At 67.3% G+C, this 13,616-nt stretch carries 13 protein-coding genes; 4 read left to right on the top strand and 9 right to left on the bottom strand.

Annotated elements, in window-relative coordinates; translation table 11 throughout:
* Positions 1 to 53: 53 nt before the first annotated feature.
* The 6 genes from RKE40_RS07120 to lysM form a co-directional block, all read right to left on the bottom strand.
* A complete protein-coding gene (locus RKE40_RS07120) occupies positions 54 to 1,019 on the bottom strand; it encodes a YiiG family protein (RefSeq protein WP_316017539.1) in 966 nt (321 codons plus the stop codon).
* A gap of 72 nt (positions 1,020 to 1,091) precedes the next feature.
* A complete protein-coding gene (locus RKE40_RS07115; protein ID WP_316017538.1) occupies positions 1,092 to 1,406 on the bottom strand; it encodes a rhodanese-like domain-containing protein in 315 nt (104 codons plus the stop codon).
* Between the two features lie 18 nt (positions 1,407 to 1,424).
* Entirely contained in the window at positions 1,425 to 2,744 is a 1,320-nt protein-coding gene (locus RKE40_RS07110; protein WP_316017537.1) for a TRAP transporter large permease, read from the bottom strand.
* On the bottom strand, positions 2,741 to 3,244 hold the full coding sequence (locus RKE40_RS07105; protein WP_316017536.1) for a TRAP transporter small permease: 504 nt from the start codon (positions 3,242 to 3,244) through the stop codon (positions 2,741 to 2,743). The genes RKE40_RS07110 and RKE40_RS07105 overlap by 4 nt, the downstream gene beginning before the upstream one ends.
* Before the next feature lie 8 nt (positions 3,245 to 3,252).
* Entirely contained in the window at positions 3,253 to 4,305 is a 1,053-nt protein-coding gene (locus tag RKE40_RS07100; protein ID WP_316017535.1) for a TRAP transporter substrate-binding protein, read from the bottom strand.
* A gap of 172 nt (positions 4,306 to 4,477) precedes the next feature.
* Positions 4,478 to 4,921, bottom strand: a complete 444-nt coding sequence (gene lysM, locus RKE40_RS07095) for a peptidoglycan-binding protein LysM (RefSeq protein ID WP_066472202.1) — start codon at positions 4,919 to 4,921, stop codon at positions 4,478 to 4,480.
* A gap of 195 nt (positions 4,922 to 5,116) precedes the next feature.
* On the opposite strand from lysM, the gene RKE40_RS07090 reads away from it, so the two are divergent.
* Together RKE40_RS07090 and RKE40_RS07085 are read left to right on the top strand one after the other, a co-directional pair.
* A complete protein-coding gene (locus RKE40_RS07090) occupies positions 5,117 to 5,551 on the top strand; it encodes a GlcG/HbpS family heme-binding protein (RefSeq protein WP_316017534.1) in 435 nt (144 codons plus the stop codon).
* Between the two features lie 143 nt (positions 5,552 to 5,694).
* Positions 5,695 to 6,777 (top strand): NAD(P)/FAD-dependent oxidoreductase, encoded by a 1,083-nt coding sequence (locus RKE40_RS07085; protein WP_316017533.1) that lies wholly within the window; start codon positions 5,695 to 5,697, stop codon positions 6,775 to 6,777.
* A gap of 34 nt (positions 6,778 to 6,811) precedes the next feature.
* On the opposite strand, the gene RKE40_RS07080 is transcribed toward RKE40_RS07085, so the two are convergent.
* The 3 genes from RKE40_RS07080 to RKE40_RS07070 form a co-directional block, all read right to left on the bottom strand.
* Positions 6,812 to 7,297 (bottom strand): isochorismatase family protein, encoded by a 486-nt coding sequence (locus RKE40_RS07080; protein WP_316017532.1) that lies wholly within the window; start codon positions 7,295 to 7,297, stop codon positions 6,812 to 6,814.
* Between the two features lie 73 nt (positions 7,298 to 7,370).
* Positions 7,371 to 9,809 carry a hypothetical protein gene (locus RKE40_RS07075; RefSeq protein WP_316017531.1) on the bottom strand — a complete coding sequence of 813 codons (2,439 nt, stop codon included), beginning with the start codon at positions 9,807 to 9,809 and terminating at the stop codon, positions 7,371 to 7,373.
* A 494-nt stretch (positions 9,810 to 10,303) separates the two neighbouring features.
* The gene (locus RKE40_RS07070; protein ID WP_316017530.1) at positions 10,304 to 11,554 is read right to left on the bottom strand and encodes a urate hydroxylase PuuD; all 1,251 of its coding nucleotides are present in this window, start codon (positions 11,552 to 11,554) and stop codon (positions 10,304 to 10,306) included.
* A gap of 155 nt (positions 11,555 to 11,709) precedes the next feature.
* Here RKE40_RS07070 and uraH point away from each other — a divergent pair, with 155 nt between their 5' ends.
* Both uraH and puuE read left to right on the top strand, forming a co-directional pair.
* Complete coding sequence (gene uraH / locus RKE40_RS07065) at positions 11,710 to 12,063, top strand: hydroxyisourate hydrolase (RefSeq protein ID WP_316017529.1); 354 nt, start codon at positions 11,710 to 11,712, stop codon at positions 12,061 to 12,063.
* A 72-nt stretch (positions 12,064 to 12,135) separates the two neighbouring features.
* Positions 12,136 to 13,560: an allantoinase PuuE gene (gene puuE / locus RKE40_RS07060; RefSeq protein WP_316017528.1), complete on the top strand. Its 1,425-nt coding sequence runs from the start codon at positions 12,136 to 12,138 to the stop codon at positions 13,558 to 13,560.
* Positions 13,561 to 13,616 lie beyond the last annotated feature (56 nt).

Raw genomic sequence — 13,616 nt, 5'->3', positions numbered from 1 at the left:
TGCACGCAGCGCAGTCCGGTCGCGCCCTTGCGGGGAAGACCGGCCCGGCCTCGTCAGCGCGCCATCCGCACTGCGGTGTCGGCGAGCGAAACCATCGTATTATAGTTGGTGATCAGCCAGTTGGCGTCATTGGCCGCGCCCTTGCGGACGTCGCCCTTGGATTTGCCGAGCTTCTCGCGGAAGTCCCTGACCTTGCCGAGCCAGGAGCTCGCCTGCGATTCGATGAAGGGCACGCCCTTGGGCTCGCGCTCCTTGAAATTGTCCATCTCGCGCACCGCCGCAGCATAGCCGGCGACCGCCACGTCGAACGCCTTGAGATCGACGATCGGACTTTCATTGCTCGGCATCAGGTCGACGATGGCGCGGGCGTTGATCATGATGTTGCGCACCTGCCAGCGCGCCGACTTGCCTTCGCGCGCCTCGACCGCCGCCAGCTCCTTGGCGTCGAGATCGCGCTTGAAGACGCGCATCTGCTGATCGAGCGTCGCCCGCTCCTGCAGGAAGGCCTTTGCCGCAGGAACCATCTGCTCGTGCAGCTTGCGGCCTTCCGCAGCGCCGTCGTCGCGATAGTCCTTGCGTTCGTAATAGCGCTCGGCCCGGGTGATCAGCGGCGCCAACGCCTGGTAGGCCGCGATATAGCGCCGGATCGTCTGGTCGATCTCGGGCAGCGCCGGCTCGCGCACCGTCGCCTGCTCGGCGGCGGCGATCTCGCTATTGACGTCGTAGAGGCTGTAGAGCCCGTAGGTGATGTAGCGTTCCTTGCCGGTCGGGCCCTTCTTCATGTCAACCCAGCTCGCATAGCGCTCCCAGGACTGGTTGGCGCGCAGCGTCCGGTTCATCAGGGCCGTATAGGCATTGGATTTCGAGATCGCGGCCTGGAGGCCGGCATCACCCGCCGGGGTCGCGGCCGGAGCGGCGGCGCCCTGGGCCAGGGCGGATGCGGGCGCAAGGGCCATCAACCCGGGCGTCATCAGCGCGAGCGCCAGGGCGGCGGAGCGAAGGTAGGCTTTAGGCGGCATTCTGCGTTCCTGATCGTGCCGGCCGGCATCGCAGCCGGCGGAGATTGAACTCACTCTGGTCCAGAGGGCGGCTCAGCGCTCGACCGGCTCGCCATGCATGACCCAGTCCTTGAAGCCGCCAATATAATGGCTGTCGACGTCGAGGCCAGCCGATTGGGCGAACTCCATGGCGCGCAGCGAGCGCACCCCTGCGGCGCAGGAGAGAACCAGGCGCTTGCCGGGCTCGTTGGGCAGGTCGGCCGGGTTGAACTGCGAGAGCGGGCGCGACACCGAGCCCGGAATATGGCCGGCCGCGAATTCATGCGGCTCGCGCACATCGACGATCAGGATCGAACCCGCCGCGAGCCCCGCCTTGATGTCGTCGATGTCGAGGTCGTTCACGATCATGCCCGTCGCTCCGGCAACCTAGTTCAGGAGCTTCACCAGATAGAGGCTCAGGGCCGGAAATGCCACGCAGATGCCAAGGCGAATAATGTCGGAAGCGACGAAGGGCAGCACGCCGCGATAGATCCGGGTGATCGGCACGTCGCGCGCCAGCGAGGCGACGACGAAGACGTTGAGGCCGATCGGCGGGCAGGTCATGCCGATGCCGACGACGATCAGGACGAGGATGCCGAACCAGATCGCGATGTCGTCGGTCGGCATGCCGAAGTCCAGCGCCGTGACGATCGGGAAGAACACCGGCAGCGTCAGCAGGATCATGGCGAGTTCGTCCATTACGCCGCCGAGCACGATGTAGAACAGCAAGAGCCCGACCAGCACCGTATAGGGCTGCCAGCCCGAGGCCGCGATCATCTCGGCCGCCGCCGTCGGCACCTGCGTCAGGGCGAGGAAGGCGTTGAAGACCTCGGCGCCGAGCAGGATCGCGAAGATCATCGCCGAGGTCTCGGCGGTCTGGATGATCGCCTGCTTGATGCCCTCCAGGCCGAGCGTGCGACGAAACAAGCCGATGGCCAGCATGATGAAGGCCCCGACCGAGGCGCCCTCGGTCGGGGTGAAGACGCCGCCATAGATGCCGCCGACCACGATCACCGCGACCGTCAGCGCCGGGATGACGCCGACGAGCAGCGGCCAGCGTTCGCGCCAGGGCGTGCGCTCATGCGCCGGGCCGAGCGTGCCGTCGCGCCGCGTCATGATCCAGATGGTCAGGCAGTAGAACGCCGTCGCCATGAGCCCGGGGATCAGCGCCGCCTGGAAAAGCTTGGCGATGTTCTGCTCGGTCGAGATCGCATAGACGACGAGGATGACCGAGGGCGGGATCAAAATGCCCAATGTGCCGCCGACCGCGGTGACGCCGCAGGCGAAGCCGGGATCGTAGCGATAGCCGCGCAATTGCGGCAGCGCCGCGCGGGCGAAGGTCGCGGTGGTCGCGACCGACGAGCCGCAGATCGCGCCAAAGCCGGTGCAGGCGCCGATCATCGCCATGCCGAGCCCCCCGCGGCGATGCCCGATGAAGGCCGAGGCCGCCTTGAACAGGTCGCCGGCCAGCCCCGAGCGCTCGGCGAAGGCGCCCATCAGCACGAAGAGCGGGATCACCGATAGAGTGTAATTGGCGAAGATCTGGTAGGGCGTCGTGCGGATATAGTTCAGGAACGGGTCGAGCCCGTTGAGCTGGACATAGCCGGCGCTGCCGACGACCAGCATGGCGAGCCCGATCGGCAGGCGCAGCGCCATCAGCGCCAGCATCACGCCGAAGCCGGTGAGAGCGAGAGAAAAGCCGCTCATCGCGGCTGCCTCAGGAGCCGGCTCGCACTGACGAAGGCGGCCACCGCGACGAAGCCCGCGAGCACGGCGCAGACCGCGATCGGCAGATAGCTCGGCAGCTGCAGCACCATGGTGTTCTCGCCGCTGGCGAAGGCGGAGCGTGCACCGACGCCGAGCCGCCAGGCGATCAGCGCCATGGCGAGCCCGTAGACCACGTCCCAGAGCGCATCGAGCCCGTCGCGCCAGCGCTGCGGCAGCTTCAGCGTGAAGGTGTCGACGAAGATGTTGCCGCGTTTGAGCTGGCACAGCGGCAGAAAGCAGAAGGCGGCGACCGCCGTCGCCATCTGCACCAGCTCGAAATCGCCGGGGACGCCGGCCCCGCCGACGAGATCGCTGCGCAAGGTGACGCTGACCACGACCATGGTCGCTAGCCCGACCAGCAGCGCCCCACCGATGAGCGCCACCGCCTCCGCCACCGCGTCGATCCGCGATGGCGGCCTATCGCCCACGCCGTCCGCCATGCCTCAGTTCAGGCCGCGTTCTGATGCTTGGCGAGCGCGGCGCGGGCGGCGGCGAGCAGCTTGTCGCCGTCGAGCCCCTTGTCCTTGGCGGTCTTCAGCCAGCCCTCGATCACCGGCCCGGTGGTCTTGCGCCAGCGCGCCGCCTCCGCTTCCTCAAGCGTGATGATGTTGTTGCCGCGCTTCTTCACCATCTCGGCGACGACGACGGCCTGCTCGTCCCAGACCTTGCCGGCCATGGCGGCTGCGGCGGCGCCGGCGTTCTTGTCGATGATCGCCTTCAGATCGGGAGCGAGCCCGTCGTACTTGGCGCGGTTCATCGCGAGCACGAAGGTCGCGACATAGAAGGTCGGCGAGCCCGGGATCTCGGTGTGGTTCTTGACCAGCTCCTGCACCTTGATCGAGGGCACCACCTCCCAGGGCACGACGCAGCCGTCGATTACGCGCTGGGCGAGCGATTCCGGCACCTGCGGGATCGGCATGCCGATGGCGTTGGCGCCGAGCGCGCGCAGCGCCTCGCCGGCGAGACGGGTCGGGAAGCGCAATTTCAGACCCTTCAGGTCCTCCATCGTCTTCACCGGCTTGTTGGCATGGATCAGCCCGTGATCATGCGCCCAGAAGCAGATCGGCTTGATGTCCTTGAACTCGTCCTTGAGGTTCTGCTCGGCATAGTCGGTCAGCGCCAGCGAGTTCACCAAGGCGCGCTTGTTCGCGACGAAGGGCAGCTCGAACGCCTCGATGCCGGTGAAGCGGCCGGGCGTGTTGCCGGGCAGGGTCCAGACGATGTCGACGACGCCGTCGCGCGCCTGGTCGAAGAGCTGCGGCGGCGTGCCGCCAAGCTGCATCGACGGGAAGATGTCGATCTTGATGCGGCCGTTAGAATCGGCCCCGACCTTGTCGGCCCAGGGCTTGAGGAACTTGGCATGCCCGTTCGAAACCGGCGGCAGGAAGTGGTGCATGCGCAGCGTCACTTCCTGGGCGTTCGCCCTGGTGGCGCGCAGCACGGCCGGCGCGGCCACGGCCGAACCGGCCAGCGTCAAGAACTTGCGACGGTCAAAATTCATCGGTCCCCTCCCCGGGATCGCGCTCGTTTCGTCTGCCCCTCGCGGAGCTTTTCCGCGCCCATGCCGGCCGCGTGCCCCGTCTCGTCCTGTCACATGACGGCCAAAGCCAAGACGAAGCAAGCCCGGTTCCACCAGGAACCGGGCTTGCCCGACGAATTGGCTATGCCGCTGCTCAAGCCTGCGGCGGGATGCGCAGCACCCAGCCCGGCATGATCAGGTCGGGATCCTTGACCGGCGGCGTATTGGCCTTGACGATCTCGGTGTACTTGGCGCCCTGACCCTTGCCGTAGTGCACCTCGGCGATCTTCCAGAGCGTGTCGCCCTTCTTCACCGTGTAGAACACGGCGGCGGGCGCCTCCTTGTTGACGATCAGCTCGGATTCGACCGAGGCGACGCCTGTGGTGTTGCCGAGCGCCAGGATGATCTTCTCGGCCTCCTCGGTCGAGACGGCATTGCCGCTGACCTTGACCTTGTCGCCCTCGACCTTGACCTCGACGCCGGCCGGCAGGCCATGGCTCGCGAGCTCCTTCTGCAGCTCCTCGGAGGTCGCCGCCTTGGCAGGGCTAGACCCAAAAATCTTCGATCCGGCTTCCTTGATGAAACTGAACAGACCCATGGGGCGTCCTCCTGTGGCTGGATGCCCATCAAGCCTCCTCAGCGTCACAAGTTCAAGACGGAACTCGCGACGCCTCGATCCGGCCGGGCAAGCGCTTCCGCACGGCGCCGAAGACTGGCAGAAGCATCAGGGCCGACAGACCGGCCCCGGAGCGCGCTCGCCCTTGCGGGCTCTCCGTCCAATGGGGATATCGTTATGACCATGCTCACTCTCGATCAGGCCCGCACGATCGTCGACGGCGCGCTGAAGCATGCGCGCGAGCAGGGCTTCAAGCCGCTCGCCATCGCCGTGCTCGATGCCCGCGGCGCCCAGAAGCTCTTCGTCGCCCAGGACGGCACCAGCCTGAAGCGCGGCGAGATCGCGCTCGGCAAGGCCAATGGCGCGATAGCGCTCGGCGTCGGGCCGCGCACCCTCAACAAGATGGCGCTGGAGCGTCCGCACTTCATCAACGGCGCCTCACTTGCCATCGGCGGCTCGCTCGTCCCGGTCCCGGGCGGCGCGCTGATCCGCGACACGGACGGCATCCTGCTCGGCGTCATCGGCATCTCCGGCGACACCTCCGATAATGACGAGGCTGCGGCGCTGGCTGGCATCGCCGCAGCCGGGCTGCTCGCCGACACCGGGGCCTGAGCCGCGCCGCCCCCGCGGCGGTGAGCCATGCAGCAATGCGGCGGCCGGGCTACGGCGTGTCGCATTGCGTTGCGGCGGATTTTGCGGCAACGGAAGGCGCCCGAGGCGAGGGCGCGCCTCCTCAGCCTCTACAGGATTGCATCATGACCGCCGCGACCGCCAACGAGAACCTGCCCGCCAGCGAGATCATCGAGACCGATGCGCTGATCATCGGCGCCGGCCCCTGCGGCCTGTTCACCGTGTTCGAGCTCGGCCTGCTCGACATCAAGGCGCATCTCGTCGACATCCTGCCGAAGGTCGGCGGGCAGTGCGCGGAGCTCTACCCCGAGAAGCCGATCTACGACATTCCCGGCTTCCCGCTCGTCACTGGCCAGCAGCTGGTCGACAATCTGATGGAGCAGATCAGGCCGTTCGGGCCGACCTTCCATCTCAACCAGATGATCGAGGCGGTCGAGGTGCTGGGCACGCCGGAGGCGCCGCGCTTCCGGCTGCGCACCGACGCCGGCACGGTCTTCGACGCCAGGACCGTGCTGATCGCCGCCGGCGGCGGCTCCTTCCTGCCAAAGAAGCCGCCGATCCCCGGCATCGAGGCCTATGAGAACCGCAGCGACGGCAGCGGCGTGTACTACGCGGTGCGCAAGATGGAGATGTTCCGCGACCGCGAGATCCTGATCGTCGGCGGCGGCGATTCGGCGCTCGACTGGACGCTCAACCTGCAGCCGCTCGCCAAGCGCGTCACGCTGATGCACCGCCGCGACGATTTCCGCGCCGCGCCGCATTCGGTCGAGCAGATGCGTTCCCTCGTCGCCTCCGGCGCCATGGACCTGAAGATCGGTCAGATCACCGGCCTGCGCGGCGAAGGCGCGAACCTCGAGGCCGCGATCTGCCGCGACAATGCCAATGCCAGCTTCGAGGTTTCCTGCGATACGCTGCTGCCCTTCTTCGGCCTGACTATGAAACTCGGGCCGATCGCCGATTGGGGCCTGAACCTCCACGAGAACCTGATCCCGGTCGACACCGAGAAGTTCGAGACCAACGTCCCCGGCATCTTCGCCGTCGGCGACATCAACAGCTATCCGGGCAAGCTGAAGCTGATCCTCTCCGGCTTCCACGAGGCCGCGCTCGCCGCCCAGAAGGTCCACCGCTACGTCTATCCGGAGAAGCGGCTGACCTTCCAGTACACGACCTCGTCGAGCTCGCTGCAGAAGAAGCTCGGCGTCGCCTGAGGACCGCTTGGCGGCGGAGCCGGCAGCGCCGGCTTCACGCCGTCCGAGGATCGGCCAGCCCGAGTTCGCGGCTGGTGACCACATGCCTGAAATGGTGGCGCCAGAGCCGGACGCCGAGTTCGCCCGAGCGATCCAGCGAGGAGCCGACGGTCAGATCGCTGACCAGCGTCGGCATCAGCCCGGCATCGAACAGGGCGAAGCCGGCGGCGAGGACGCAGGTATCCGTCTGGATGCCGCAGACCAGCACGCGCTCCGGCTTTAGCCTCTTCAGATAAGCGAGCGTCTCGGGCGGCGGTCCATAGCCGTGCTTCACATGAACCTGGTCGGCCGCGATCAGGCTGTCATCGTCGGGCGCCGGGACCCAGCCGAGCTGGCGCCGGAACGGCGTGACGGACTCGTCATGGCGTTCGACCGTGGCGACCGAAGGCATGGTCCCGATCAGCCTGCCGATCCCCTCGACCAGCCATTGCGGCGGGTCGAAACCAGGCTGCACGTCGATGATCAGGAGCGCCTGTCGCATGGCGCTTCATAGCCGCCGGCCGGGAGCAAGGCCAGTTTCCGGCCGCTGCCGCGCGGGCGGCCTGATGGTGCGTCTAGTGCGCCGATGACGAGGCGGTGAGATCGGGCGACGGGCGGACCGGCTTGCGCGGCGGCGTCGGCACGCTCGCGGGCGTCACGGGCACGGTTTCCGGCGCCTGCTCGGCCACCGCGGTCTCTTCCTCCGGCTCGCTGACACGGTCGCGCAATTCGGCGATCGCGCCCTCCAGCGGCCTGAAGACGAAACGGACCTTGTGCTTGCCGGCCGGAACCTTGACCGCCCGGAACAGGACATTGGCCTTCAGGATCTCGACTTCGGTACCGTCTAGCTCGGCCCGCCACCACGGGTGCCAGATATCGTTGAGCACGACGAAGCCCGCCTGCGCGCTCTCGACCTCGATCTCGACCTCGGTATTGCCGTAGCGCTTCAGCTTGACCTCGCCCTGGGCGCGGCTCGGCCCCTCCGTCACGCCCTCGCCGGGCTCGCTGTCGAGCAGGACGACCCGCTGCGGATCGGCATCCGGCCATTTGCCGGCGGTCTTCATCCCCTCGAAATCGGCAAGCTGCCAGCCGCCGACGAACTGCACGCGCGGCAAGGCGCGCGGGTTCTCATAGATGAAGCCGTCCTTGGTATAGGCGACGAGCTTGAGATCGCCCGGAAGCAGCGTCCGGTCGACCTGGCCGATCGGCACGCGCGAGGCGATGTAGCGCAGGCCGAGGAAATCGGCGAGGCGGCAGCGATAGGACGGGAACAGCGGCGTGAACACGCGCTGATCCGGCCCGGCGATCGAATCGCGCGTGCCGACAGCGTCGGAGAAATCGGCCAGCCGGAGCGGGTTGTAACCCAGCGTATGGTCGAAGCCGTGGATCATGCCGGCATTGGGCCATTCGAAGCCGAGGCCGAGCAGCTCGACCCGGTCGCGCCGCGGCGAGTCGGCGGGCTGCGCGGTCAGCCGCTTGAGCACGGCGACGGTCTCGTTCTTCGTGTCCGGCCGCAGCACGTCGTAGAGCTCGGGCGCCAGCGCCGTCGACTCGTTCGGGCCGTTGTTGAAGGCAAGATCGGCGCCGACCGCAGCCGTGACGATCAGGCACGCTGCCAGCGGGCCGATCGCCGCACGCCATCTCGTCAGCGAAAAGACGATCGCCGCCGCGAGCGCGAACCAGAGGCCGGCAATGGCGCTCGGCCACCAGGCATCGCCGAGATGGCCTTCGCGCTGCGCGACCAGGAGCGCGCCACCGATCAGGCCGGCAAGCACCAGCGCCGCAATGCCGAGATCGCGCCAAGGCGCCCTCGCCTTCTCCTCGGTCAGGAGCCGGTGCAGCAGATAGCCCGAGAGCACGGCGCCGAGCGCGCCGATCAGGAAGGTCGCATCCGCCGGCCGCCGGAACGCCTTGACGCCGGGCAGATACTCATAGGCGAGGTGGAAGAACGGCGTGTAGCGCCCGAGCGAGAACAGCACCATCATCACGAACAGGATGGTGAAGGGCCGGATCGCCCTGTCCCAGAGCCAGCCGCGGCTGATTCCGGGCGCGATCAGCAGCAGGAAGGGCAGCGCCCCCGCATAGACCTGCCCCATGTTCTGCGACAGGAACAGCTCCTTGGCGTCCCATTGCGGGCTGTAGGGCCCCCAGAAGTCGACAGCCGGGTCGCTGGCGCCGAAGAGGTCACCGATGAAGGCGGTCAGCAGCGAGGCCGGGTGCAGCGAGCCCCGGCCCGCCTCGACGAAATCGACGGCCGGACGCGTCGTCGCCTCGGCGAACAGCCAGGTCCAGAGCAGTGGCACGGCGATGGTCGCGACGCCTGCCACGGAAGCCGCGGCGATCGGCCCAAGGCTGGCGCGGAAGCCCGCCTTGCCCACAGCGATCCAGTGGGAAACCACCATGCCGACGAGGACATAGGCGCCGAGCAGTGCGACCTGGTCTGGGTCGAGCACCATCATCCCGGAAGCCAGCCCTGCGAGGAAACCGTAGAGCAGCGAGGAACGCTGGAGCATGCGCGCCGTCAGCCAGAAGGCGAGCGCGAAGAAGGCGAGGCTCGAAATCTGCCCTACATGCTGGACGCGCCAGGCCGCGGAAGCGCCGAAGGCGAAGACCAGCGCCGCGAGCAGGCCGGCCGCCGGATGCCAGCCGCGATCGCGGAAGAACATCAGCAAGGCGAGCCCGCCGACCAAAAGATGCGCCAGCACATAGGCATCGACCGCGCGGAAGCTCGGCGAAGGGTTGATCAGCGCGAGCAGGATCGCCGGCGAGAAGATCAGCGATTGCGGATCGGCGATCTGTGGCGAACCGCCGAAGACGTTATGCGTCCAGAACGGTGACTGGCCGGAATGCAGGGCCTGGGCGAGGAATTGGATCTGCGCCTGGAAATGCGCCTTGGCATCGAACGGAATCGTCACCGCCCCCGACAGCCAGGGCCAGCACAGCAGCGCCCAGGCGCAAAGGAACAGCACGGCCGCCAGCCTGTAGCTGACGCCCTTCGTCGATGCGTGGTCCAAGCGGACCCCCCGGTCCCAGGGCGTGCCCACCTCCCGTTCGCCGGGGGTTGTTCACGCCGATTTGATCAGGCAGCCAAAATGCGGCCCGCGACGTGAACCGAAACTGAATGAAACCGGTGCGCCGTTCAGATTCGTGCGGCAGCGTCAACGCGCCGCTACCGGGACGGCGGAAACTCGCCTGCGACCTTGCCCGGCGTGTCCGACCGAAAAGTCCCAAAGCCCTCATCCTGAGGAGCCATTCCGTAAGGAATGGCCTCTCGAAGGATGGTCCAAGAGGCTCCGGAGACCGTCGGACCATCCTTCGAGACGCGCCTGCGGCGCTCCTCATGATGAGGGCTTCAGGACATTCGAGCTTGGTCATCCCGGACGCAGCGAAGCGGAGATCCGGGATCCATTCCGGAGCCTTGCCGCTAGAGGTTCAGGCATGGGTCCCGGGTCTCCCTTCAGTCGCCCGGGACGACCCGTGCCTACTCGCGCGACAACCGGGACCGCGCTCAGCGCTTCTGCGCCACCCAGGCGGCGAGTTGGCGCCGCTCGTCCACCGTCATGCCCGAGAGATTGTTCGGCGGCATGGCATGGGTCATCACCGCCTGCACGCCGATCGCATGGCGCTGGCGGGCTATCAGCTCGGGCTCGTGCAGATAGACGCCCTTCGGAGCGATCTGGATGCCGGGCCAGGACGGCTCCGGCGCATGGCACATGGCGCAGCGCCCGGTGACGATGTTGGCGACCTCGGCCGGCGGCGGCACCAGCCCGGCCAGCATGATCGGCTTGGCTGCCGGCAACGGCTTCAGGCCGAGCCGCTCGCGCCCGCCGGGCGAGGAGGCCATCGCCACCCAGAAGGCGAGCCAGAGCGCCAGCGCCGCCACCGCCCAGGTCCACCAGGGCGATTTCGCGTGGTCGGCATGGCGGACATTGTAGAAGTGCCGGATCAGCGCGCCGGCGACGATGACGAGCGCGACCAGAACCGGGATCACCGCCGAATTGGCGTAGGTCACCGGGTAATGGTTCGCCAGCATCAGGAACAGCACCGGCAAAGTGATGTAGTTGTTGTGCAGCGAGCGCTGCTTGGCCTGCTTGCCGTATTTCGGATCGGGGGTCTCGCCGGCCACCATCGCAGCGATGGTCTTGCGCTGGTTCGGCATGATCACGAAGAAGACGTTGGCCGACATGATCGTCGCCATCAGCGCGCCGGTGTGGATCAGCGCGCCCCTCCCCGAGAACACGCTGGAGAAAGCCCAGCTCGCAGCGAGGACATAGCCGAAGCCGAGCAGCCCGAGCACGACGTCGTTCCTGCCGAGAGGCGACCTGCAGAGCAGGTCGTAGAACAGCCAGCCGCCGGCCAGGGCCGCGATGCCGATCGCACCCGCCGCGAAGGGCGAGAGCGCCATCACCGCGGGGTCGATCAGATAGAGCTCCGACTGGGCGTAATAGACCCAGACCAGCAGGAAGAAGCCGGAGATCCAGGTCCAGTAGGCCTGCCATTTGTGCCAGGTGAGCTCCTTCGGCAGCACCTCCGGCGCGACCAGATATTTGCGCATCGCGTAGAAGCCGCCGCCATGCACCTGCCAGGCCAGGAACTGCGTCGGCTGGCCGGCCGCGTTTTTGGGCGCGTCGGGCGCCGCCCTGAGCGAAGCGTCGAGATGGATGAAGAAGAAGGACGAGCCGATCCAGGCAATGGCCGCGATGACATGCAGCCAACGCATCAGCATGCTGCCCCATTCCATGAGATAGGCCTCAAGCATGCGGCGTCTCCGCGAAGGCGCCTCGGCGCGCGAATTGACAGGGCAGATTCGGGGATGGAACTTGCATGCTGTCTCCAGACTAGGTTCGGCCTTTTCCGGAACGCAAGCATCATTCCGGCCGCGCCAGCGCGGCTCCACCGGCGAAAGGAAAAGGCATGGGGCGGCTGTCGACGCATGTGCTCGACACGGTCAATGGCAGGCCGGCGGCAGGGGTGCGCATCACGCTGGACTGGATCGCACCGGACGGCTCGCGCAACCGCGTCCTGGAAACGCAGACCAATGCCGACGGCCGCACCGACGCGCCGCTGCTGACCGGCACGCTGACCGCCGGCAGCTACGAGCTGACCTTCCGCATCGGCGACTATTTCCGGGGCCTTGGCACGACGCTCCCCGAGCCGGCTTTCCTCGACCATGTGCCGATCCGCTTTTCCATCGCCGAGCCCGAGGGGCACTACCATGTGCCGCTCCTCGCCTCGCCCTGGAGCTACTCAACCTATCGCGGCAGCTGAAGCGAAACCAACCGGTTTTCAACGCCTTACGCGCCGTTTCTGAATCATCGCCGCATGGACTTGAATCATCCTATGAGCCCTTCCCCCTATCCGCGCGACCTCGTCGGCTATGGCCGCACCCCGCCGCATCCGCATTGGCCGGGCGAGGCGCGGATCGCGGTACAGTTCGTGATCAACTACGAGGAGGGCGGCGAGAACTGCACGCTGCACGGCGATGCCGCTTCCGAGGCCTTCCTCTCCGAGATCGTCGGCGCCGCGCCCTGGCCCGGCCAGCGCCACATGAACATGGAGTCGATCTACGAATACGGCTCGCGCGCCGGCTACTGGCGGCTCTGGCGCATGTTCACCGAGCGGAAGATGCCGGTCACGGTCTTCGCCGTCGCCTCGGCGCTGCAGCGCTACCCCGAGATCGTCGCCTCGATGCAGGAGGCCGGCTGGGAGATCGCCACCCACGGGCTGAAATGGATCGACTATCGCGATGCCCCAGCGGAGACCGAGCGCGCCCATATCGAGGAGGCGATCCGCATCCAGATTGAGCTCGCCGGGACACGCCCGCTCGGCTGCTATCAGGGCCGCACCTCGGTCAACACCATTCCCCTGACCATGGCGGAAGGCGGCTTCCTCTACACCGCCGACGTCTATGCCGACGAGCTGCCCTACTGGCTGCAAGGCCCGCACGGGCCCCAGCTCGCCGTGCCCTACACGCTCGACGCCAACGACATGCGCTTCGCGACGCCGCAGGGCTTCAACAGTGGCGACCAGTTCTTCGCCTATCTCAAGGATTCGTTCGACACGCTCTATGCCGAGGGCGAGACCGCCCCGAAGATGATGTCGGTCGGCCTGCATTGCCGCCTCGTCGGCCGGCCCGGCCGCGCCGCCGCGCTCGCCCGCTTCCTCGATTATGTCCAGAGCCATGACAGGGTCTGGGTCGCGACGAGGCTCGACATCGCGCGCCATTGGGTGAGGCAGCATCCGCCGGAAGGCGGCTATGTGCCCTCGCGCCTGCCGCAAGCGCTGTTCACCGAGGTCTATGGCCGGGTCTGGGAGCATTCGCCCTGGATCGCTGAGCAGACCCATGCCGCCGGGCGCTCGGCCGAGCAGGACAAGGTCGAGGGCCTCCACAAGGCGATGGTCGCGGTGATGCGCGCTGCCCCGCGCGAGCGGCAGAAGGCGCTGCTGCTCGCTCATCCCGACCTCGCCGGCAAGATCGCTGCAGCCGGGGAGCTGACACCGGAATCGGCCGGAGAACAGGGCTCGGCAGGGCTCGACCGACTGACCTCTGACGAGCGCGCCCGCTTCACCGCGCTGAACGAGGCCTACAAGGCCAGATTCGGTATCCCCTTCATCCTCGCCGTGAAGGGCCTGACCAAGTCGGACATCCTCGCCTCCTTCGAGGCGCGACTGAAGAGCACGCCGGAGCAGGAATTCGAGACGGCCCTCGCGCAGGTCGAGAAGATCGCCCTGATCAGGCTGAAGGAGCTGCTGCCGGCCAGCTAGAACGCGCTGCGGTCTTTCCGGGGCAGGTCACAGGTCTGAGCCCGGCCCCATGAACA

Source organism: Allobosea rubneri (assembly GCF_032464875.1).
Taxonomy (GTDB): Bacteria; Pseudomonadota; Alphaproteobacteria; order Rhizobiales; family Beijerinckiaceae; genus Allobosea; species Allobosea rubneri.
This window is presented reverse-complemented; position numbering and strand designations above follow the sequence as displayed.